17 protein-coding genes are annotated in these 23,430 nt (G+C 40.7%); 13 read left to right on the forward strand and 4 right to left on the reverse strand.

The features are described from left to right. Window positions 1-22: 22 nt before the first annotated feature. The 3 genes from dnaE (at window position 23) to tilS (ending at window position 5,926) form a co-directional block, all read left to right on the forward strand. Window positions 23-3,472, forward strand: coding sequence for a DNA polymerase III subunit alpha (gene dnaE / locus ABJE44_RS03965; RefSeq protein ID WP_348120657.1), 3,450 nt, complete (start codon window positions 23-25; stop codon window positions 3,470-3,472). Between the two features lie 53 nt (window positions 3,473-3,525). After that, a complete protein-coding gene (accA, locus tag ABJE44_RS03970) occupies window positions 3,526-4,482 on the forward strand; it encodes an acetyl-CoA carboxylase carboxyl transferase subunit alpha (RefSeq protein WP_348111197.1) in 957 nt (318 codons plus the stop codon). A 73-nt stretch (window positions 4,483-4,555) separates the two neighbouring features. Beyond that, window positions 4,556-5,926, forward strand: a complete 1,371-nt coding sequence (gene tilS / locus ABJE44_RS03975) for a tRNA lysidine(34) synthetase TilS (RefSeq protein WP_348111196.1) — start codon at window positions 4,556-4,558, stop codon at window positions 5,924-5,926. Between the two features lies 1 nt (window position 5,927). Here tilS and ABJE44_RS03980 read toward each other — a convergent pair whose 3' ends face one another. From ABJE44_RS03980 to ABJE44_RS03995, 4 genes are all read right to left on the reverse strand, one after another. Further along, the gene (locus ABJE44_RS03980; protein WP_348111195.1) at window positions 5,928-7,595 is read right to left on the reverse strand and encodes a response regulator; all 1,668 of its coding nucleotides are present in this window, start codon (window positions 7,593-7,595) and stop codon (window positions 5,928-5,930) included. 327 nt (window positions 7,596-7,922) lie between these two features. Further along, window positions 7,923-9,572 carry a response regulator gene (locus ABJE44_RS03985; RefSeq protein WP_348111194.1) on the reverse strand — a complete coding sequence of 550 codons (1,650 nt, stop codon included), beginning with the start codon at window positions 9,570-9,572 and terminating at the stop codon, window positions 7,923-7,925. A gap of 254 nt (window positions 9,573-9,826) precedes the next feature. Next, window positions 9,827-13,384: a M1 family aminopeptidase gene (locus tag ABJE44_RS03990; RefSeq protein WP_348111193.1), complete on the reverse strand. Its 3,558-nt coding sequence runs from the start codon at window positions 13,382-13,384 to the stop codon at window positions 9,827-9,829. Between the two features lie 12 nt (window positions 13,385-13,396). After that, window positions 13,397-14,278 (reverse strand): ABC transporter ATP-binding protein, encoded by an 882-nt coding sequence (locus ABJE44_RS03995; RefSeq protein ID WP_348111192.1) that lies wholly within the window; start codon window positions 14,276-14,278, stop codon window positions 13,397-13,399. Between the two features lie 179 nt (window positions 14,279-14,457). Between ABJE44_RS03995 and aspS the strand changes: the two genes are divergently transcribed. The 10 genes from aspS to tolB all read left to right on the forward strand — a co-directional run bounded on the left by aspS (window position 14,458) and on the right by tolB (window position 23,389). Next, window positions 14,458-16,239: an aspartate--tRNA ligase gene (gene aspS / locus ABJE44_RS04000; protein WP_348111191.1), complete on the forward strand. Its 1,782-nt coding sequence runs from the start codon at window positions 14,458-14,460 to the stop codon at window positions 16,237-16,239. Between the two features lie 12 nt (window positions 16,240-16,251). After that, a complete protein-coding gene (nudB, locus tag ABJE44_RS04005; protein ID WP_348111190.1) occupies window positions 16,252-16,698 on the forward strand; it encodes a dihydroneopterin triphosphate diphosphatase in 447 nt (148 codons plus the stop codon). Between the two features lie 54 nt (window positions 16,699-16,752). Continuing rightward, entirely contained in the window at window positions 16,753-17,274 is a 522-nt protein-coding gene (ruvC, locus tag ABJE44_RS04010) for a crossover junction endodeoxyribonuclease RuvC (RefSeq protein ID WP_348111189.1), read from the forward strand. 25 nt (window positions 17,275-17,299) lie between these two features. Beyond that, window positions 17,300-17,926, forward strand: coding sequence for a Holliday junction branch migration protein RuvA (gene ruvA / locus ABJE44_RS04015; protein ID WP_348111188.1), 627 nt, complete (start codon window positions 17,300-17,302; stop codon window positions 17,924-17,926). 64 nt (window positions 17,927-17,990) lie between these two features. Next, window positions 17,991-18,998, forward strand: coding sequence for a Holliday junction branch migration DNA helicase RuvB (ruvB, locus tag ABJE44_RS04020; RefSeq protein WP_348111187.1), 1,008 nt, complete (start codon window positions 17,991-17,993; stop codon window positions 18,996-18,998). 608 nt (window positions 18,999-19,606) lie between these two features. Continuing rightward, on the forward strand, window positions 19,607-20,008 hold the full coding sequence (gene ybgC / locus ABJE44_RS04025) for a tol-pal system-associated acyl-CoA thioesterase (protein WP_348111186.1): 402 nt from the start codon (window positions 19,607-19,609) through the stop codon (window positions 20,006-20,008). After that, window positions 19,998-20,699 carry a protein TolQ gene (tolQ, locus tag ABJE44_RS04030; RefSeq protein ID WP_348111185.1) on the forward strand — a complete coding sequence of 234 codons (702 nt, stop codon included), beginning with the start codon at window positions 19,998-20,000 and terminating at the stop codon, window positions 20,697-20,699. The genes ybgC and tolQ overlap by 11 nt, the downstream gene beginning before the upstream one ends. Before the next feature lie 11 nt (window positions 20,700-20,710). After that, the gene (gene tolR, locus ABJE44_RS04035; RefSeq protein ID WP_348111184.1) at window positions 20,711-21,133 is read left to right on the forward strand and encodes a protein TolR; all 423 of its coding nucleotides are present in this window, start codon (window positions 20,711-20,713) and stop codon (window positions 21,131-21,133) included. 7 nt (window positions 21,134-21,140) lie between these two features. Then, entirely contained in the window at window positions 21,141-22,031 is an 891-nt protein-coding gene (tolA, locus tag ABJE44_RS04040) for a cell envelope integrity protein TolA (protein ID WP_348111183.1), read from the forward strand. Beyond that, window positions 22,031-23,389 (forward strand): Tol-Pal system beta propeller repeat protein TolB, encoded by a 1,359-nt coding sequence (tolB, locus tag ABJE44_RS04045; RefSeq protein WP_348111181.1) that lies wholly within the window; start codon window positions 22,031-22,033, stop codon window positions 23,387-23,389. Before tolA ends, tolB begins: the two co-directional genes overlap by 1 nt. The last annotated feature ends 41 nt before the right edge of the window (window positions 23,390-23,430 follow it).

The raw sequence follows: 23,430 nt of genomic DNA on the forward strand, positions 1-23,430 counted from the left end.
ACCTTCCCCTTCCCCTAGCTTTGTGCACTTACGTGTGCATAGTGATTTTTCTATGGTAGACGGGCTGAACAAAGTGAAGCCTATAATGGCTCGGGTTAAAGAGTTAAATATGCCCGCGGTAGCCATTACCGACCAAATGAATATGTGCGGTTTGGTTAAGTTTTATGGGCAAGCCCATGGTAATGGTATAAAACCTATTATTGGCACTGATTTTTGGGTGCAAAGTGACGAAATGGAAGGGCGAATTTTTCGTCTCACATTACTTGCCCTAGATAACCATGGTTACAAAAACATTACCTTGCTTATCTCAAAAGCTTACTTACGAGGAAACCTGCAAGATAAACCTGTCATTGACAAGCAATGGTTAGCAGAGCATAACCAAGGCGTGTTGATAATCTCAGGCGGTAAAGCGGGTGACTTAGGCATTGCTTTAACCAAAGGTAACCACACTACAGCTTTGGCAATTACTCAGTTCTATCAAGAGTACTTTGCAGACCGTTATTATATTGAGTTAACGCGAACCGCAAGACTCGGTGAAGAGGATTATATTCACCGGGCGGTTGAGTGGGCAGGTCAACATGACTTACCCGTAGTGGCCACCAACGAAGTTTGCTTCATCAAAAAAGAAGGATTCGACGCGCACGAGATTCGCGTTGCTATTCATGATGGCTTTACATTGGTCGATCCCCGCAGACCAAAAGAATACAGTGAGCAACAATATTTACGCTCTGCAGAAGAAATGGCAGAGCTTTTTGCCGATATACCAGAAGCATTACAAAACACAGTAGAAATTGCTAAGCGATGTAACGTGACTGTGCAGTTAGGTACTTACTTTTTACCTGACTTTCCGACAGAAGGTATGGATATCAAAGACTTTTTAGTTAAGGTATCCAGAGAAGGTCTAGAAAGACGTTTAGCGTTTTTATTTCCTGACGAACAAGAACGAATAGGGAAGCGCCCTGAGTACGATGAGCGACTTGAAATCGAATTAGGCGTTATCAACCAAATGGGATTCCCTGGTTACTTTTTGATCGTGATGGAGTTTATCCAGTGGAGTAAAGACAACAATATTCCTGTTGGCCCGGGGCGAGGGTCAGGTGCTGGTTCTTTAGTGGCTTATGCTTTAGATATTACCGACTTAGATCCGCTCGAATATGATTTACTATTCGAACGTTTCTTGAACCCAGAACGGGTATCTATGCCTGACTTTGACGTAGATTTCTGTATGGATAGACGCGACGAAGTTATCGACCACGTGGCTGAAATGTATGGCCGTGATGCGGTATCACAAATTATTACCTTTGGAACCATGGCGGCAAAAGCCGTGGTACGCGATGTAGGTAGGGTATTAGGGCATCCTTACGGTTTTGTTGATCGTCTCTCTAAATTAATCCCCCCCACACCAGGTATGACCCTAGAAAAAGCCTTCTTAGAAGAGCCCAGGCTACAAGAAGCTTATGACGAAGATGAAGAAGTAAAAGAACTCATCGACATGTGTCGTATCTTAGAAGGGGTTACCCGTAATGCTGGTAAACATGCTGGTGGTGTGGTTATCGCACCTACAGTTATCACCGATTTTGCACCGCTATATTGTGATGACGAAGGTAAAAATCCGGTTACACAATTTGATAAAAATGACGTGGAAACAGCTGGGCTAGTAAAATTCGATTTCCTTGGTTTACGTACCTTGACCATTATTCAATGGGCAATTGATATGATTAAACTGGGTAAAAATATCGATGTTGATATCGCCTCTATCCCGTTAGAAGATCCACGCTCATTTAAAATATTACAAAATGCCGAAACCACGGCTGTATTCCAATTAGAATCACGGGGTATGAAGGAACTGATTAAGCGCCTTAAGCCCGATTCATTTGAAGATATCATCGCACTGGTTGCACTGTTTAGACCCGGGCCTTTGCAATCGGGCATGGTTGATAACTTTATCGACCGTAAACATGGCCGTGAAGAAGTGTCTTACCCAGATGCCGAATATCAGCATGAATGTTTAAAAACTATTCTGCAACCTACCTACGGCATTATTTTGTATCAAGAACAGGTAATGCAGATAGCCCAAGAAATGTCGGGTTATAGCTTAGGTGGCGCTGATTTATTACGTCGAGCTATGGGTAAGAAAAAAGCTGAAGAGATGGAAAAGCAGCGGGGCTCCTTTGAAGATGGCGCCCAAGCCAACGGCATTGATCCCAGTCTTGCAGGTAAAATTTTCGATTTGGTTGAAAAATTTGCGGGCTATGGTTTTAACAAATCTCACTCAGCTGCCTATGCTTTGGTGTCTTATCAAACCTTATGGCTTAAAACCCATTATCCAGCCGAGTTTATGGCCGCTGTAATGTCTGCTGATATGGACAATTCAGATAAAATTGTAACCTTAGTAGACGAATGTGATCGCATGGGATTAACCATTTTACCTCCTGATGTGAATGCAGGTAGTCACAAGTTCACAGTTGATGAAGAAGGTCGCATTGTATACGGCATAGGCGCGGTGAAAGGTGTAGGTGAAGGTCCAATCGAAGCCATTATCGAAGCTAGAGAGCAGCAAGGTAAATTTAGCGACTTATTCGATTTTTGCGCCAAAATTGATGTTAAGCGCATTAATAAACGCATACTAGAAAAATTGGTACTGGCAGGGGCCTTAGATAATCTCGGTCCGCACCGTGCGTCATTAATGGCTTCTTTGCCCGATGCTTTAGCAGCAGCAGGCCAGCACGCCAAAGACCAAACATCTGGTCAGTCAGATATGTTTGGGTTACTGACCACAGAGCCTGAGCAAGTACAGCAAGCCTTTGCAGACGTGCCAGAGTGGCCTGAAAAGGTGTGGCTAGAGGGTGAGAAAACCACCTTAGGTTTATACCTAACGGGTCACCCTATTAATCAATACGTAAACGAAATTAAGCATTATGCACCTACGCGCTTAGTTGATTTAAAACCAACTCACAGAGATCAAACTGCTTATGCGGTTGGGTTAGTGCTTGGTGTAAGAGTCATGACTAACAAACGGGGAAGACGTTGGGCTCTAGTGACTTTAGACGACAAGAGTGCCAGAATCGACGTTAGGTTTTTCCCCGATATGTTAGAACAATACGAAGAATTGCTGCAAACGGATAAAATATTGGTCATAACTGGACAGGTCAGCTTTGATGAATTCTCCGGTGGCAATACAATGTCGGCCCGCGACGCCATGGACTTAGTTCAGGCTAGAGAGAAAAATGCCAAGTGTTTGCAGTTACAAATGCAATCTAGCTGGTGCAATTCATCAACCGTGGGTAAACTACAGACAATATTTCAGCCATATCAAGGTGGAAGTTGCCCGGTACAGGTACATTATGTACATCCGGATGCAAAAGCAGACTTAACCTTGGGCGCTCAGTGGTATGTTACGCCACAAGATGAGTTAATATACGACCTACAACAGTTGTTAGGTAAGCCGCAGGTTAATTTAGAATTTCATTAGTCTAGCCAGTAAATGAAGAATGAAATAAGCAACAAATTATTATTAGGTGTTCAATGAGTGTAAATTTTTTGGAATTCGAAAAGCCCATCGCTGATTTAGAAGCGAAGATTGAAGAGTTAAGATTGGTCAATCAAGGGGGAGAGTTCGATGTTAGCCTTGAAGAAGAAATAACTAAACTTCGAGAAAAAAGTGCAGAATTAAGTCGTAAAATCTTTGCAGATTTAGGTGCGTGGCAGGTACAGCAAATAGCCCGTCATCCCATGCGCCCTTATACCTATGATTACATTGAGCTTATTTGTACTGACTTTGATGAATTGGCAGGGGATCGCGCCTTTGCAGACGACAAAGCAATAGTTGGCGGTTTAGCTAAAATTGATGGGCAGCCAGTAATGATAATTGGCCACCAAAAAGGCCGTGACACTAAAGAAAAAATCAAACGTAACTTTGGTATGCCTAAACCAGAAGGTTACCGCAAGGCATTACGTTTAATGGAAATGGCAGAACGTTTCAATTTACCAATCATCACCTTTATTGATACCCCAGGTGCATACCCAGGAGTGGGCGCTGAAGAGCGTGGTCAAAGTGAAGCCATTGCCAAAAACCTAAAAGTGATGGCTGGCCTGAAAGTACCAGTAATTTGTACCGTAATCGGTGAAGGCGGTTCTGGTGGTGCACTCGCTATTGGTGTGGGTGACAGAGTAAACATGCTGCAATACAGTACTTACTCGGTTATTTCTCCTGAAGGTTGCGCATCAATTTTGTGGAAAAGTGCTGAAAAAGCCCCACAAGCCGCAGAAGCAATGGGTGTAAGTGCAGGTCAAATTAAAGAGCTGGGCCTTATCAATCATATTGTTGAAGAGCCATTAGGGGGGGCCCATCGTGACCACGGCAGCATGGCGGCAAACTTAAAAGCCACAATTAAACAACAGTTAGCACAGCTAAGTAGTTTATCTACAGAAGAGCTGCTAGAAGAACGTTATCAACGTTTAATGTCTTTTGGCTACTGTTAAGCCATAGACTCACGCTATACTACAAAGCCATTTGCTGGTTTAAGGCAGATGGCTTTTTTGTTTTTGGGATCTAATGTCACTACTTAACGCATTAAACATACATTTGTCAGCCTCTCCCTTAGGTGAAGCTCATGATATTGTGGTCGCCTATAGTGGTGGGGTTGATTCACATGTGTTACTACATGCGCTTAGCGAGCTCAAGCAAAGCCAAGAGTACGTATTTAATTTACACGCAATCCATATCCATCATGGTCTCAGCCAAAATGCCGATATTTGGCAAACCCACTGCCAGCAAGTCTGCAGTGACCTAAATGTTGCTTTTCAAACTGCCAATGTAGCCGTTGAAGCACAAGCTAGGCAAAGCCTAGAAGCACAAGCTCGCGATGCTCGCTATCAAAAGTTAGTGGAGCTAGCGCCAGCTGATAGCCACATTTTACTGGGGCAACACCAAGATGATCAGTTAGAAACCTTTTTATTGCAGTTAAAAAGAGGGGCGGGCCCTAAAGGTTTGTCTGCCATGAATCAACATTGGTCTGTGGCAACGGCAATAGGGACAGAGTCTAAAACTGTTAACTTTTATCGACCGCTGTTAGAGGTTAGCCAACAAAGCATTTTAGAGTATGCACAGCAGCAAAAGCTGAAATGGGTTGAAGACGAATCAAATCAAAATGCTCAATTTGACAGAAACTTTTTGCGACTCGATGTGTTACCTATTTTGCAAAGTCGGTGGCCAGAATTAGCAAGCTCAGTGTCACGTAGTGCTCAGTTATGCGCCCAACAGCAAGAAATGCTAGACGAAATCTGTGCAGAAAAACTAGTCCATATTCAAACCGATAAAAATTGCTTAGACCTCAATGAGCTGCTCAAGTTAAATGAAAAGTGGCTACATCAAGTGGTGCGTTATTGGCTATCTCAGCAAGGTGTTTCGAGCCCATCATTAGCAGTGCTACAGCAACTATTACCACAAGTGCTGTTAGCCGCAGAAGATGCAACCCCTATACTGCAATGGCAAAGTTGGCAATTTAGACGTTTTAATCAGCAACTTTACGTGATCCCCGAGCCCGTTGATTTACCTAAGTTTGAAACAGTATGGCAAGGCGAAAGCACTATGAACCTGCCAGGGGGCTTAGGTGCTTTATGTTTTAGCCAAAGTCATAACCAATTGGATAGCTCCCAAGCATACTTAACCATTAACCCAAATTTAGGGCCATTAACCGTGCGCCTAGGTGGTTATTCGTCAAAGTTTAAACCCAAAGGTAGTCAATATAGCAAACCCATCAAACAATGGTTTAAGCTATGGAAGGTGCCTCCATGGATACGTGATAACACTTTGATAATTATTCAGAACCAAGATGTTATTGGGTTAGTAAGCGAAGGTAAGTGCTACCAAGCTGCGGTTAAGCTAAATCACATTCGTCCCATATTTATTAGCCTACAAAAGTAATTTAAATACCTAAAGCAGCTTTTGTTAGCGCTTTAGAAATACGGCTTTTATACTCCTCAAAGTCCGCTTGTTGAGTTTCAGTTAGAGTGGAAGTCTCTAAAGTTTCTATGCACCCTTTTGCGTGCTCAGTTTCTTGCTCGGTTAAGCCATCTTCTTCAGCAATAATTGCGAGTACCTTTAAAATACTCACCATAATACTTTTGTTATTTGGTGATAACTGTGTGGCCTGACACAACAAATTATAGGCTGGTTGATAACGTTGATTTTTGTAATAAGAAGAAGCCATTTCGGCGATTTCTCTAGGATTATAACGAATATCTTTTCGCTCCCTAGATTCTTGGTCTATATACGCGGTTAACACCTTACCTGTGAAAGAGTCATGAGACATAAACTCCTTCATTTGTTCAAGTAATAACATCGATTGTTCCCACATGCCTACTTCATGATAAGCCTTAACTTTATCTAAGTTATCTTCAAAGTACTTTTGTGCCTTTACCGGTAAGTTTTTTTGAAAATGTCTATGTAAAGCTTTTTCTGCTTCTCTTTTATTTTGCCTAGAATTCATTATTCGAATTTCAATGATACTTATCTGTTCACCTAATTCATTAGCAGCACCAAAGTCTGACTTTAGCTCTTTTATATTTCTTTCTGTTCTAGCTATTAATTTGTTCGCTTCTGGGTTAGACAGGGTTGGCGCAAGATCGATAGCAGAACGTATTACGTTAAGCTGCAGTAACGGCGTATCATGAATAGAGTTTTTAGCATATTTTAACATGTTTCTCGTGGCAACATATTGGCCTAACCTATCGTGATTTAACCTAGCCAAATTCCAAGAGTTTTTATTACGTTCGATACTGCGGGGCGCTAATTTAGTCGCTTCTTGAATGATTTGGTAACCCATTTGAAAGTCTTCTTTACCAATATAGTATTCAGCCAGTAAATCGAAGGTTGCAAACTTAGTGTCTTCACGTTCAAGCAGTTTATCTGTTAATTCAGACGCTTCTGTAATCATATCTTGCTTTAAAAGTGAATTGGCCAAGCCTACATGGACCCATGCATAATCATAGGTATCCAGTAATTTTTCATAAAAACGCTGGGCCTCTTTATACTCACGTAAATTGATTAAACTACGGCCAATTAAACGGTTTATGTGCGGATGATATAAAACTAAGGTTTCGTCTTGTAATTGTCTTTCAGCGTAATAGATTGCCGTTGCATACTCTTCCTGCTCGAAGCAGTATCGCAATGCATAGAGTTTTTGCTCGATCATTAATAGTTGTTGTATACGATGTTCAACTTTGGACTGATCTAACGGTTTTACCCAAAAATCTGTGGGCTCCATTTCTACAACGCAATTAACTAAGCCTTCACTGGTATCAGCGCTGAGAAAAATGACACAGGTAGTTTTTTTTATATAACCCTTAAACTTCATCTCTTCTAAAAGGTTAAAACCGTCTTTATCGCTTTTAACGTCAAAGGCAATTAATACCATATCAAACTTAGTTGAGTTACATAAACGTAACGCAGCATAGGCGTTATGGGCACTTTGAATTTTTTTGATACCCGCATCAATTAGGGCTGCTTTTACTACCGTATGTACCAACGCCTGCCCATCAATAATCAGCACATTTAATTCATTCCAAGGCTTTTGATCAGGGATTTCTATCAAGCTTTCATTCCTTTAAAATCAAATATTTATCTATAGGTAATTAATTTATTATCCTATACAGCTAAAGTCTAGTTTTTATACGTTAAAGCAGTTGGAATCAGTGTTTTTAACCGTTAGGTATAAATTGGGGAAGGTATCCTTGAGGTTTAGATTCTTTTCTCTATAAAAATCGACCTAATTGCCCGTAAACATTATTGACGACATAGCCTTAATCAATCTGCTAGGGATCATATCAATCGATAAAAATAAAAGCTCTCCAAAAGGCATATAAATTAGCAATATAGAGATTTTTAAGGGGGAAGGGGTAATAGTTACATCAACTAAAGTTTATTCTTCTATATCCCTAAGTACTTTATCAATACGCACTTTATATTCATCGAATAGGGCTTGTTGCTGCTCAGATAATTTCACATCAACTAAAAACTTAATACTCTCTTCAGCGTGTATACTTTCAGCTTCAGTTAATCCCGACTCTTCAGCAATTATTGCCAACACTTTGAGTATAGTAATCACTATATTTTTATTGTTTGGAGACAATTTATTGGCTTGGCATAGAAAGTTATAAGATGGTTTGTAGCGCTTGTTTTTATAATGGGATGATGCCATTTCGCCCAACTCTTTTGGGTTGTAACGAATATTTTCACGTTCTTCAGACTCTTGCTCTAAATATGCAGTTAACACTTTACCCGTAAATGAATCTTGAGCGACCTCGTCTTTCATTCTATCGAGTATTTGCATAGATTTTTCCCACATACCGGCTTCGTGATAGGCTTTTACTTTATCTAAATCATCTTCAAAACTGCTGTGATTGTCTGAGGCTGCACTCTCTTCTATAAGGGCTTCTGCCACTTTTTTATTTCTTCTTAAGCTCATTAACCTAATGTCTATTATGGTTAGTTGCTCTTTAAGTTCATTCGCTACCGTGAAGTCTGATTTAAGCCGCTCGATACTTCTTTCGGTATTTGCAAGAAGTTTATTAGATTCAGCCTCGGGTAACGTTGCAGCAAGATCTATAGACGAACGAATAACGTTAAGTTGCAGAACCGGGGAGTCATGAATAGAATTTTTAGCATACTTAGACATGTTTTTAGTTGCCATATACTGGCCTAAACGGTCGTGATTCAGCCGTGCTAAATTCCAAGATTTTCTATTTCGTTCAATACTACGAGGGGCTAATTTTGTGGCTTCTTGAATAATCTCGTAACCCATTTGAAAGTTTTCTTTAGCAATATGGTATTCGGCTAACAAGTCGTAAGTTGCAAACTTTGTATCTTCTCGCTGTAGTAACTCATTGGTTAAAGTAGTCGCTTCATCCATCTTATCTTGTTGCAATAGCGTAGCGGCAAGGCCAACCTGAACCCAAGCGTAAGAGTAGGCTTCGGCTAATTTTTCATAAAAAACTTGTGCTTCTTTATATTCTCGCAAGTTAAATAAACTACGACCGATTAAGCGATTGATATGGGGGTGATATAGAACTAAAGATTCATCTTTTAATTGTCTTTCAGCGTAATAGATTGCTGTGGCATATTCTTCTTTATCAAAGCAAAACCTTAAGTCATAAAGCTTCTTCTCTATCAGTAAAATTTGTTTTATACGATGTTCGACTTTTGACTTATCTAAAGGTTTCACCCAAAAATCTGTAGGCTCCATCTCAACCACACAATTAACTAAGCTTTTGCTGGTATCTGCACTTAAAAACACTACACATGTAGTGTTTGTGATATGACCTTTAAATTTCATTTCTTCTAAAAGGTTAAAGCCATCTTTGTCACTTTTTACATCGAAAGCGACAAGTACCATGTCAAACGTACAAGACTCACATAAACGCAAAGCACTATATGAGTTGAAAGCACTTTGTACGTTTTTAATATTCGCATCAATTAATGCTGCCTGGATTGTTGTATGAACTAATGCTTGTCCATCTATAATTAATACGTTTAGATTACTCCAATGTTTTTGAGGAGGGATTTCTATCAAGCTTTCATTCCTTTATAAATCATATATTTATGTGCCTAAGTCTAATCTATTATTACCCAAGCTAATTGTCTAGCATTTCCCTTAAACGATTCGAATAATCACTTTGCCATTATTTGTCTAGGGATCGATTTTATAGTTGAATTACTATTATATTCACGGCAAGGAGGCCTCTTGTAGATTCTCACTTATATTAATGCCTAGTATACAAAAAAGCCCTCAACTTTGAGGGCTTTGTTTTTTGAGCTTAGTTACCGTTACAACTTAATGATGTTGTTACCTGTGTCGCGGTCAATAAAGCGTACGAACGGGTCTATACCTGCGTAATTAGGTATTTGGTCTACCGTTAATTCAATGGTGGTGTCACCACTTTCGATGGCATGTAGACCTTTGTAAATTATCTTGTTGTCGGCGGCAAAGTTGTTTGGGTCGTCACTAAATAGCACTATCTCGACTTCTTGTGAGAAGGGCTGTTCGGTTTCTTTACCTTTGCCATCTGCTGCAAACTGCTGGGCCGATACGGTGAATATTACTGTGGTTTGACCGTTTTCATCGGTTGCCTGTGATATTTCTTTGGCTTGTAGGTCGTAGATGGTGATTTGCGAAAACAAGTCTTGAATATAGGCTTGTTCTTCGGGTGTAGATACCGCATCTAAGTGCCTCACTAAATCAAGTGTGGTGGGGTACAAGTCTTCTCTAAATTTATATTCATTTAGCAAGGCTTGTAGTGCTTGATTAAGTCGTGTTTCACCTAGCTTGTTGACTAGCGCCATCATCACAATTGAGCCTTTTTGATAATGTATATACTGCTGACCTTCTGACCGCAGAAGTGGCATTTCTTCTATACGTTCAGCGCTGCGCCCTTGTAGGTACCGGTCTAGCTCGTGGGTTAAAAATTTACGGAGTTTGGTTTCACCGTATTTTTGTTTCATCACCATTAACGCGCTGTACTGAGATAGGCTTTCAGACAAAATAGCGCTACCTTGAACATTGGCCGCATTAAGCTGATGGCCCCACCATTGGTGAGCGACTTCGTGTGCGGTAACGTAATATACTGGATCTATATTTTCGGGATCGCGCAGGTCGGTTATAAAGCCTATGTTTTCTGAGTAAGGCACAGTATTCGCAAAGCTTTGTGCAAAACTACGATAACCCGGAAATTCAATGATCCTCAATTGTTTGTGCTGGTAGGGCCCAAATGCGTGTTGAAAATAATCCAGTGAGTCTTGGCTAGACTCTATCATTCGGTCTATGTTCCAGTGATGATCTTTATGGTAGTAAACTTCAATATTGATGCCTTTATGTTCAACCTTTTTACTTTCAAGTTTGGCTGACATAATACTGAAGAAGTTAACCATAGGGGCATCCATTTCGTATCGATAATAGTTGCGTCCATTTTCCTGCCATTCTTTTTGTAAATATCCAGGCACAATAGCAAATTGATCGGCGCTGGTGGATACAGTCGCGCTAAAGTCAATAAACTCGACTCCCTTACCAAAAAAGCTTTCGGTATAACGTGAGGTGTCTTCTAGTTTATAGGCTCGCTGCAATGGCGGTAAATCCCGTTTACGTCTTTCATGCTGATCGGTTATGCGGTAACCCTCATTGAAACCAAAAGACGGGAACAAAGTAAAGTTATCAATAAAGGTGCCGTTTTTGGCTAAGGTGCTGTCTTCACCTCTGTCTTTAAAGCCATTGTGGTACCTAGATACCGTTATAGTGCCTTGCCTCTCTTCGTTAGGGGCAAGGGGCTCGCTGAGTTCATACCAACCCACATTATATTTACTGTCGATTTCACCTAAGGTGCCACCGGGTATGTCTACTGTATAGGCTTTAGTGTGCTGGGGAATATTCACTAAAAATCGCGTGATAGGTGTATTCGTGCGGTTAATGACTTTTACCTTGGCGTTGGCATCTATGCGCCTACTTTCAGGGAATATATCAATAGCGGCATCAACACTCACTATGGTGGGTATGGGTGCATCACGAAACTCAGCGAAGTCTTTTTCGTAATCTGCTTGGGTACTTAAGGTGTCGTCTTGGCTATAAAAGGTATTCAATACTTTGGTGTTGTAATGAATGTAAGCACCGCTACTAATAAATACCACTAAAGCTACTGCAGCAATGCTCTTACCTTGAGTGCCTAGTTGATAATTTAACAAGCTAAATCGTTGTTTTAACGAGGTTTGCGGGCCTCGCTTCCACAAGCCATAACTCAGCACACTTAGCACTATGGCTAGGGCAGACCAGTACAACATGTACCAATTTTGGGTTTGCATAAACCAGCCATAGCCGTTTAATCCTGAGTATTGCAGGGTAGGGGCGGCGGCAAAATTGAACATATTATGTTCTATGCCTATTTGCGGAAACACAATAGACACAAATATGTAGCCAACAAAAATTAGCATACCCACGTATTTATTGGGGCTGAGTACTTGAATCAAAAATGCCAATACTACGGTTAAACAAAATGGTAATACGCCAAAATATAAAAGGCTTATAAGGTATTGACCAAACTCGATGTTTTCGTAACCACTTAACAGTTGTTTGATGATGGCTAAGGCCATACCTACAAAATGTAAAGACACAATCACTAGCATTACAGCGATGAGTTTAGATAACCAAAAGGTGACATTGTGCACAGGCATGCTGTCTACAATATCGCCCATGCCCACGTTGCGTTCACGCCATACTACTTCTGCTGTGTAGTATGTAATTACAATTATGGTCATAAGCGAAAATGCACCTATGATGATTTGCACTAAGGTTTGAGTTAAGGGCCAATTAGGGGTGCCATAAATACCATTTATATTGAAAAAGCTCGCCACTAATTGAAATGCAGAAAATAGTAATAACACCGCAAATGCAGGGCTGAACATCACTTGTTTTATCTCAAATTTAGTACGAGTGATAAACTGTGAAAATCCATTGTTTGCCGTAGACTTAATGGCAATATTAATGGTTTTTGGAATAACACTGGCGTTTTCTTTGCGTGCTTTTTTACTGGCTTTGTTTGGCGTTAAGTTTAAGGGTTTAAACAAACCGCCTCCCACTAGCAATATAAAACCGCCTACAGCGACCCATAACAGCCTATTTTGTAATACTGCACCATCTAAAGATACCATTAAGGCGTTCTTTTCAAAGGCAGTCCAATATCTAGCGTATTCACGAAACGAGTTGAGCCCAAATGGGTCAAGTAAGGCACGTATAGTACGCTGTTCGGGTTCATTAAATACCTGCCCAGCAACTACATAAAGTATAAATAATCCTAGTGCGCAGATATATCCCGCCATCATATTTCTAAACAGGTTAGTTACTGCGTAAAACAAAGCAGCAACAACAAAAATGGTGGTCGTAGAAAATATTAAAAAAGGCTGTAGGTACATCATTAGGCTATTCGGGCCAATGCGTTCGCCGTCTACCCATGGCATTAATGTGCCAATAAATGTGCCTAAAGGCACCATAGCAAATACCGTTAGGCATATAAGATACGCCCCTAAAAAACGCCCTAGGTTGTAACTTAAGGGTTTAATAGGTTTGGTATAAATGATTTCTGACATGAGTGATGTGTGATTACGGGTAGCGGTACCCGATACAAAATTCACCACCATAAACATGCCAAATACACTTAAAATTAATAGAATCTGAGTCACAGCAAAGGGGCTGTTAAACAATACATTACCACCTGAGCCAATTTGTACTTGGTCTATGGTAATGGCTAAAAAAGGTAACAGAAAAAACACTAAACAGGTCACAATAAACGAGGGTTGGCGGGTAAAGTAACGCCATTCAAAACCTAACATTTTGCTAAACATGATTGCGCTTCCTTATGCTGCTTGGTTTGAACGAGAGCTGTGCAAAGTAGAAAAGTACACGTCTTCTAAAGTCGCTGGGGTCGCTTCAAACCCTTCTGGTGCTTCTGGTGCCATTACATTTAATACCGTGCGGCCAGCAAATAGGCGTTTTGAAATAACAGGTAGGGTACTTTCAAGTTCAGCCGCTTCTTCTATTGATACAGTTTTGCGCCAAATTTGCCCTGTTAGCTTGTCGGTAACCTCAATTGGGTTACCTTGTAATAATATTTGACCGCTGCCCAATACTGCCATGTTTGAACAAAGCTCTGACACGTCATCCACAATATGGGTTGATAAAATAATGACTTTCTCTTCTCCTAAGGTGACTAAGAGATTATGAAAACGGTTACGTTCTTCAGGGTCTAGGCCTGCGGTGGGCTCATCAACAATAATTAAATCTGGGTCGCCTAGTAGGGCTTGGGCAATGCCAAATCGTTGGCGCATACCTCCAGAAAACCCGCTTACTGCTTTTTTACGGTGTTGAAACAAATTGGTGTGAGCTAGTAGTCCATCTACGGCTTCTTTACGCTCTCCTTTGTTGGCAATACCTTTCAAAATGGCGAGGTGATCTAATAAATCGTAAGCGCTAACGCGGGGGTAAACTCCAAAGTCTTGGGGTAAATAGCCTAAACGTTTACGTAATTCGTTAGGTTGACTAAGCACATCGGTACCATCAAATTGAATTGTGCCTGTGTCTGGCTGCTGTAGGGTAGATATGGTTCGCATTAAACTAGACTTGCCAGCACCATTTGGGCCAAGTAATCCAAACATGCCATTGGGAATATCTAGATTGACACCATTAAGGGCTTTTACGCCGTTGTCGTAGGTTTTGGTTACGTTAGTGATTTTTAGCATGTCGTGTTCCCTGTTATTGTTTTTTATTAATTTAAATATGACGAAATACTAAGCATTAGTCTACAGATGCAACATTTTCTTACGAAAACCAATATTTTATTTTAGAGGGTGCCGTATTCGGTATATACTACGCGGCCTTAAATTTTATCAATTTTTACGCTTTTTAGAGGTCGTTTTTCATGCGCACAGACTATTGTGGCAACATCAATTCTTCTTATATTGGACAAACTGTCACTTTATGTGGATGGGTAAACCGTAGCCGTGATTTAGGCGGTGTGATTTTTCTTGATTTACGTGACCGCGAAGGTGTGGTGCAAGTAGTATTCGACCCAGATTTAGCTGACGTATTTGACGTAGCCAATAGTTTACGTAATGAATTCTGTGTGCAGTTAACAGGGTTAGTACGAGCTCGCCCAGCAGGACAAGTGAACAAAGATATGTCTACCGGCGAAATTGAAATGCTAGGTAAGTCTTTGACTATCTTAAATAAAGCTGCGCCTTTGCCGTTAGATTGGAATCAAGAAAACTCTGAAGAGCAGCGTTTAAAGTACCGTTATTTAGATTTACGCCGTCCTTTGATGAGCGACCGCCTTAAGTTCAGAGCAAAAGTCACCAGTAGTGTACGTAACTATTTAGAAAACGATGGCTTCTTGGATATCGAAACGCCTATTTTGACTAAGGCTACGCCAGAAGGTGCTCGTGATTATTTGGTACCTAGCCGTACTCATAAAGGTCAGTTTTTTGCGTTACCACAATCACCGCAGTTGTTTAAGCAATTGTTGATGATGTCGGGCATGGATAAATATTATCAAATCGTAAAGTGTTTCCGTGATGAAGATTTACGTGCTGACCGTCAACCAGAATTTACGCAGATAGATATCGAAACCACCTTTTTAGATGCCGATGGTGTGATGTCTATTACCGAAGGGTTAGTGCGCGATTTATTTCAAAAAATGCTGAACGTCGACTTAGGTGATTTCCCTAGTATGACTTACGCTGATGCCATGAGTCGTTTTGGTAGCGATAAGCCAGATTTACGTAACCCATTAGAATTAACCGATGTTGCAGATTTGCTCAAAGACGTTGAGTTTAAGGTGTTTTCTGGCCCAGCAAACGATGCGAAAGGTCGTGTTGCAGTAATACGCGTTCCGGGCGGGGCTAAGTTGTCTCGTAAGCAAATTGATGACTACGGTAAGTTTGTGGGTATTTATGGTGCTAAAGGCCTAGCGTGGATGAAAATCAACGACCTTGATGCGGGCATGGAAGGTCTACAGTCGCCAATTCTTAAGTTCTTAAATGAAGACGTAGCAAAAGGCATTGTCGAGCGTGCAGGCGCGCAAAGTGGCGATATTTTATTGTTTGGTGCCGACACCAATACAGTCGTCACTGAAGCACTAGGTGCACTTAGATTAAAACTAGGTGAAGATTTAGAGCTGCTAGAAGGCGAGTGGAAACCACTATGGGTGGTTGACTTCCCAATGTTTGAGGAAGTTGATGGCCAATTTTATGCGTTGCATCACCCGTTTACAGCGCCAAGAGATATGACCCCACAAGAGTTAGCCGCTAATCCTGCTGGCGCATTATCTAATGCCTATGACATGGTCTTAAATGGCTGTGAGTTAGGTGGTGGTTCGGTTCGTATTCATAATCAAGAGATGCAAGCGTGTGTGTTTAAATTGTTAGGCATTAGTGATGAAGAAGCCGAAATGAAATTTGGTTTCTTACTCGAAGCCCTCAAATTTGGTGCGCCGCCTCATGCTGGGTTAGCCTTTGGTTTAGACCGTATGGTGATGTTAATGACGGGTGCAACCTCTATTCGTGATGTTATGGCGTTCCCTAAAACGACAACAGCAGCATGTCCTTTGACTGATGCCCCAGGTGAAGCAAACCCAGACCAACTTAAAGAACTTTCTATTCGTACTGTGATTGAGAAAAAAGACACAGAGAAGAAAGACGATTAAGTTTTCGCTGTAATGACTTCGAAATATCGCATTCCAAAATCTGCCCTTACGGTTGTATACAACCAAGCAGGGCAGGTATTGGTGATGCAGCGTAATGATGACCCTGCATTTTGGCAATCGGTGACCGGAACCCTCGAACTTGGCGAAGAACCATTTGATACTTCTATGCGTGAAGTACTAGAAGAAACCGGAATTGATATCGCTAAAAACGGTTATCAATTACAAGACTGCCAAAAAGTTAATACCTACGAAATTCGCGATATGTGGAAACACCGCTATCCGCCAAACACCCCTTTTAACACTGAGTATGTATTTGCCGTTGAAGTGGCAAATGATGAGGCTGTTGTACTGACTGAGCATTCGGCTTATGTTTGGTTAGATAAACAAGTGGCCATGGAAAAAGTTTGGTCTGAGACTAACCGTGAGGCAATTTCATTGTATGTGCCAGATGCCAACTAATCATCTAACATACTGCGGTTTTTATGCTGGGTGCGTGTTCCGAGTGATTGCTTTATGGCACTAATTTTAGGGATTGACCCAGGCTCACGTATTACGGGTTATGGGGTAATTAAAAAAGTAGGGCAAAAGTCTGAATATGTGGCAAGTGGCTGTATTCGTGTACAGGGAGATGAGCTTGCTGGCAGGCTTAAGCAAATTTTTGATGGCGTGAGTGAAATAATTCATCAATTTCAGCCAACTGAGTTTGCTATCGAGCAAGTCTTTATGGCTAAAAATCCTGATTCAGCTCTTAAGCTAGGGCAAGCTAGAGGAGCAGCTATTGTAGCCGCTACCACGTTTGATTTACCGGTGGCAGAATATTCTGCGAGGCAAATTAAGCAGTCGGTTGTGGGTAAAGGGAGCGCTGATAAATCACAGGTACAGCATATGGTGACCTACTTATTAAACCTAGCTGCCAAACCTCAAGCTGATGCAGCAGACGCATTAGCGGTGGCTTTATGCCACAATCATACCCAACAGAGTTTAATTAAAATGTCTGGTCAAGCCTCAAAAACCGTACGCGGTCGCCTGCGTTAGTCATAAAAACAAATAAGGAAACACCATGATAGGTAACCTTCGCGGTATCTTACTTGAAAAACAGCCTCCTGAAATACTTATCGAAGCCGGTGGCGTGGGCTACGAAGTGCATGTGCCTATGACCAGTTTTTATCAGTTACCAGAAATTGGTCAAGAAGCGAATATCTGTATTCACTTTGTGACCCGTGAAGATGCACAACTGTTGTTTGGATTTGCCAATAAGCAAGAGCGAGCTGTGTTTCGAGAGTTAATTAAAGCCAGTGGTGTGGGGCCTAAATTGGCGTTGACGATCTTGTCGGGTATGAATGCCCAACAGTTTATGCAGTGTGTGAGTATGGAAGATGTCACTGGATTGACTAAATTACCAGGCGTAGGTAAAAAGACAGCCGAACGTTTGGTCATAGAAATGCGCGACCGATTAAGCAAACTAGCGAAAGATCAAGGGTATGCTGAAACCGTTCATTTGACCCCAGATTTACCTGTTGAAAACACCTTTGTACAACGCACCGACGCCAAAGAAGAAGCCTTAAGTGCGTTAATTGCTTTAGGATATAAAGCACCTCAAGCCACTAAAGTCATTAATTCAGTGCATCAAGAAGATATGAGTAGCGAAGTACTTATTAGAGAAGCGTTACGAGCGATGGCAAATTAGAGACGGCTGGCAATAAATTTGATACTGTATAAAAAAACACTAAAGCTATTAGTAATAAGTCACAATGATTGAAGCCGACCGTATAATAAAACCCACCGCTAGTCATGAAGATGAAGTGGTTGACCGCGCCATTCGACCTAAAATGTTGGTTGATTACACTGGGCAAGATCATGTTTGCTCGCAAATGGAAATCTTTATTCAAGCAGCACGTAAGCGTAGTGATGCACTTGACCATTTATTGATTTTTGGTCCCCCCGGTTTAGGTAAAACTACTTTGGCTAACATAGTGGCTAATGAAATGGGGGTAAATATTAAAACCACCTCTGGCCCTGTTTTAGAAAAAGCCGGTGATTTAGCGGCGCTATTAACAAACCTTGAAGAAAACGATGTGTTGTTTATTGATGAAATACATCGTTTGAGTCCGGTAGTAGAAGAAATATTGTATCCCGCCATGGAAGATTACCAACTCGATATTATGATTGGTGAAGGGCCAGCCGCACGTTCAATAAAGTTAGAGTTACCTCCTTTTACCTTAATTGGTGCAACCACAAGAGCGGGCTCTTTGACGTCTCCACTTAGAGATCGTTTTGGCATAGTGCAGCGCCTAGAGTTTTATAATGTGAAAGACCTCACCCAAATCGTAAAACGTTCTGCCAGTTATTTAGATTTAACTATGGAAGAAGAAGGGGCCTTTGAAGTAGCCAAACGCTCACGGGGAACCCCAAGAATCAGTAATCGTTTATTACGCCGAGTACGAGATTTTGCTGAAGTAAAAGCCGATGGCAAGATCACCGCTGGCGTGGCGGCAGAAGCTTTAGATATGTTGGACGTAGATAAAGAAGGGTTTGATTACATGGACCGAAAATTATTATTGGCCATTATTGAAAAATTTATGGGCGGTCCAGTAGGTTTAGATAACTTAGCCGCCGCTATTGGTGAAGAGCGTGACACCATAGAAGATGTAATTGAGCCGTTTTTAATTCAACAAGGTTTTCTGCAGCGTACCCCGAGAGGACGCATAGCTTCACAAAGAGCATTCTTGCATTTTGGAATAGATTACACTCCAGATTAATGCTTATTTTTAGGCAAAAAAAAGCCCACACAAAGTGTGGGCAAGCAACTAAAAAATTAGTTAAAGGGAATAAATCCAAGGAACATGTCAAAAAACTATTTTCACTTTTCAACCGTTTGGCGTCTAAATTACTCTGTAGCTCTAGGAACAGGTGCTATTCTAAGAGTTATTAAGGTTTGTACAACTGAATAAAATTGATATCAGGCATTAGAAAAACTAATGAATTGGTTTTTCAAAATAAATAGATGTTAGACTTTAGGCGTATATTGATTTTATCTTGTTGATTATAATGGATTTTTTATTTTGGTTGTTTATTGTTCTATTATTTTTTCTGATTCCAAAAAAAAATTAGTAAACTTAATGGGTATTAGCCTAGCTTGAATGTTTATTCACTATGTTATTGTGTATTAATGGATGTTTTTAACCTGTAATTTTTGCTTTTATAGGTAATTATCTGATTAATATGGTTTTTTAAGTTACTGAAAGGTGATTTTAAGGGGTTGTATATTTATTAGTTGGTAGCATAACTATTAAATATTGATGGTTAATCTCGATTCGAAAAGTTTTTTTAGTTGCTAGATTATTGACATTAAAAAGTTGAAAATAAAATGAGCTTTGAACATAAAATTCGTGTTTATTACGAAGATACAGATGCTGGTGGCATTGTTTATTATGCTAACTATTTAAAGTTTATGGAAAGGGCGAGAACAGAGTGGTTGAGAGCAATGGGGACAGAACAAGATATTCTTTTGGAACATTCTGTGGGTTTTGTCGTCAAACGGGTCGAAATGGATAATCACGCCCCTGCAAGGTTCAATGAATTGTTGAGTATTCAAACCGAAATAGTAGAATTGAAGCGTGCCAGTTTAGTGTTTAAACAAGTCATCATCAGCCCAGCCAATAAACCTTTGGTTAGTGCTTTAATACGAGTCGCCTGTGTAAATATATCAAATATGAAACCACAAGCCATTCCAGAAAAAATATTAGGGGAATTTTCACGTGTCATCTGAGTTATCTTTTATCGATCTGATTTTAGAAGCTAGTTTACTAGTTCAACTGGTTATGTTGTTGTTGATCACTGCATCTATCGCTTCTTGGGCTTTCATCATTGAACGTAGCCGAGCTTTGAATGCTGCTCGTAGTGAAATGAAGAAATTTGAAGACAAATTTTGGTCTGGCGTTGATTTAAATAAATTTTATCAAGAGCTAGCTGCCCGAGAATCTTTAGGGGGGATGGCTAGTATGTTCTGTTCTGGCTTTAAAGAGTTTGTGAAATTGCGAAAGAGTTCATCCACTCCAGCTGATGCCATTATGGAAGGTACATCCCGTGCCATGCGTGTTTCTTTATCGAGAGAAATAGACAGTTTAGAAAGTCGCCTACCGTTTTTGGCAACAACAGGTTCAATTAGTCCTTATATTGGTTTGTTTGGGACCGTTTGGGGCATAATGAATTCGTTTATTGCATTAGGTGGCCAACAACAAGCTACTTTAGCTATGGTTGCCCCAGGTATTGCTGAAGCGCTAATCGCTACTGCAATGGGCTTATTTGCAGCCATTCCAGCTGTTATAGCGTACAACCGTTTCAGTCATCAAGTAGAGAAGTTAGAAAATAGCTATGGCAATTTTATGGAAGAATTTTCAAGTATTTTGCATAGACAAGCCTTGTCATCTAGTGCCGAAACTAACCAAGCTGCTGGATAGGTAGTTAAACTATGTATGTAAGAAAACGTAGACGTCCTGTCTCTGAGATTAATGTTGTTCCTTATATCGATGTAATGTTGGTATTGTTGATTATCTTTATGGTAACCGCTCCCTTAATTACCCAAGGTGTAAAGGTAGATTTACCGAAAGCTGACTCGCAACCTTTAGATGAAGAAGCTAAGCCCCCGATTGTAGCGTCGGTAGATGCCGAAGGTCAATATTTCTTAAATGTGGGAGATACCCAAGACGAACCCATGTCTGCAGTCGATTTAGCGACGTTAGTGGCTGCACAATTACAAGTTGAACCCGATATTCCTGTAGTTGTTAGAGGTGACGGTGCTGTGCCCTATAGTGAGGTGGTGCAATTAATGGTGTTGTTACAAAGAGCTGGCGCGCCGTCAGTGGGATTAATGACGACTCCACCGGAGAATTAGGCTAGCAATGAACCTTTCCACTAGTTTTTCATTGTCTTTTTTGCTGCACTTAGCTGTGTTGGTTATGGTGTGGCTGAGTGCTGACTTTTCTTCATCTAAGGAGACGCCAGAGTATTCTGCCCCCGCCCCCATTATTGAAGCTAAAGCAGTAGATGAGCAGCAATTACAACAACAGGTTCAAAAAATAAAAGACCAGAAGAAAGCCCTGCAACAAAAAGAAGAGCAAAGGGTTAAAGATTTAGAACGCAGAGCTGCTGAGGCTGAAAGAAGGCGAAAACAGCAAGAGTCTGAAGTATCTGAATTGAAGAAGCAGGCCCGTCAACAAGAGCAAAATAAAAAGAAAGCAGAACAAGCTGCCGCTGCCGCCCGTGAAAGACAGAAACAAGAAAAAGCCAAAGCTGAAAAGCTCGAAGCTGAGCGCAAGCGCAAAGAATTAGAAAAGAAAAAAGCGGATGAACTTGCTCGTCAAGCAAAAGAAAAACGGGATAAAGAAGAAGCCGCCTTAAAAGAGTTAGAGAGAAAGCGGCAACAAGAAAAAGAACAAGCACAGCAACAGAAGCTTTTAGAAGAGCAGCTACAAGCAGAACAAGCTGCAAGGCAGCAGAGACGAAATAAACAAGTCTTGTCTGAGGTTCAAAAGTACCAAGCGTTAATCAAACAGACTATTGAACGAAACCTAATAGTAGATGATGCTATGAAAGGTAAATCTTGCCGCTTAAATATCCGTTTAGCATCGAATGGATTAGTCATACAAGTTACTGAATTAGGTGGTAATGCTATTTTATGCCGTGCCGCTAAAGCAGCTGTATATAAATCAGATACATTGCCAGTTTCAAAAGAAGCAGACGTAAATCAACAATTACGTGATATTAACTTAACTGTAGAGCCAAAATTGTAATGCCCAAACTTAGAGTTGTACTCCTTCCTTTATTATTGTCCCTAATGAGTTTTAAAAGTTTCTCTGCCCTAGAAATTGTCATTACTGAAGGGGTGGATACATCAAGACCTATTGGTATTGTGCCATTTAAGTGGGTTGGCGACGGTGTAATGCCTGAAAAACTTACTGAAGTAATTGGTGCCGATTTGCGCCGTAGTGGTAAATTTAATCCTATTAAGGCAATAGATATGCCTCAGTATCCTGCTACTGATGCAGAGGTCGATTATAGTGCTTGGGCCGCAAAAGGTGTTGAAGCCGTTTTAGTGGGGACTATCGAACTCGCTGGCATTGATAGATATACCGTATCTTATGAGTTAATTGATGTACTGCGTGGACAAATTACCGGTGGTGATTCACAAGTTCTAGTGGGTGGTAAATTAGTTAGTAGTAGTGAGCACATATTAGAAACCAGAAGATCAACTATTTCAGGAAACGAATTTAGACAATACTCCCATAGAATTAGTGATGTGGTTTATGAAAAGCTTACGGGTGAAAAAGGGGCATTTATGACCCGGATTGCCTATGTGCTAGTACGTGATAGGCAAGCTTATGAGTTTCCATATCAGTTGGTAGTATCTGACTATGATGGTGTAAATGAGACTGTATTGTTACGTTCAAAAGAGCCATTGATGTCACCTTCTTGGTCTCCTGATGGCACAAAGCTAGCTTATGTTAGTTTTGAGAATAAACGTCCACAGATTTATATCCAAGATATTTACACTATGAGCCGCACTCAAATGACAAGCTTTCCTGGTATAAATGGTTCACCTAAGTTTTCACCAGACGGTAAAAAATTAGCTCTGGTGTTGTCGAAAGATGGGAATCCCGAATTATATGTTATGGATATAGCGAGTAAACAAATTCGTAGACTCACAAATAATAGAGCGATAGATACTGAACCTAGTTGGATGCCAGATAGTAAAGGATTGATATTTAGTTCAGAACGGGGTGGTAAACCTCAGATATATCGAGTAAATTTAGCTACGAACAAGGTTCGACGCCTAACGTTTGATGGCGAAATGAATTTAGGTGGTACGGTAACCCCTAATGGCGAGCAGATGGTGATGGTGAATCGGACCCGAGGTAACTATCATATTGCAAGGCAAGATCTTGATAATGGTAATCTAATGGTTTTAACTAAAACTTATTTAGATGAATCGCCAAGTATTGCTCCAAATGGAAGTATGATCATATACAGTACATTGCATCAAGGAAAACAAGTTTTGTCTTTGGTCTCCCTTGATGGAAGATTTAAGGCTCGTCTACCAGCAGCCGATGGACAAGTAAAGGCACCAAGTTGGTCGCCATTTTTACTGTAGCTTTGAGATATTTAATTTAAATTCGATAAAAATAGGAAAAA

This window comes from Paraglaciecola sp., assembly GCF_039942875.1.
Classification (GTDB): domain Bacteria; phylum Pseudomonadota; class Gammaproteobacteria; order Enterobacterales; family Alteromonadaceae; genus Paraglaciecola.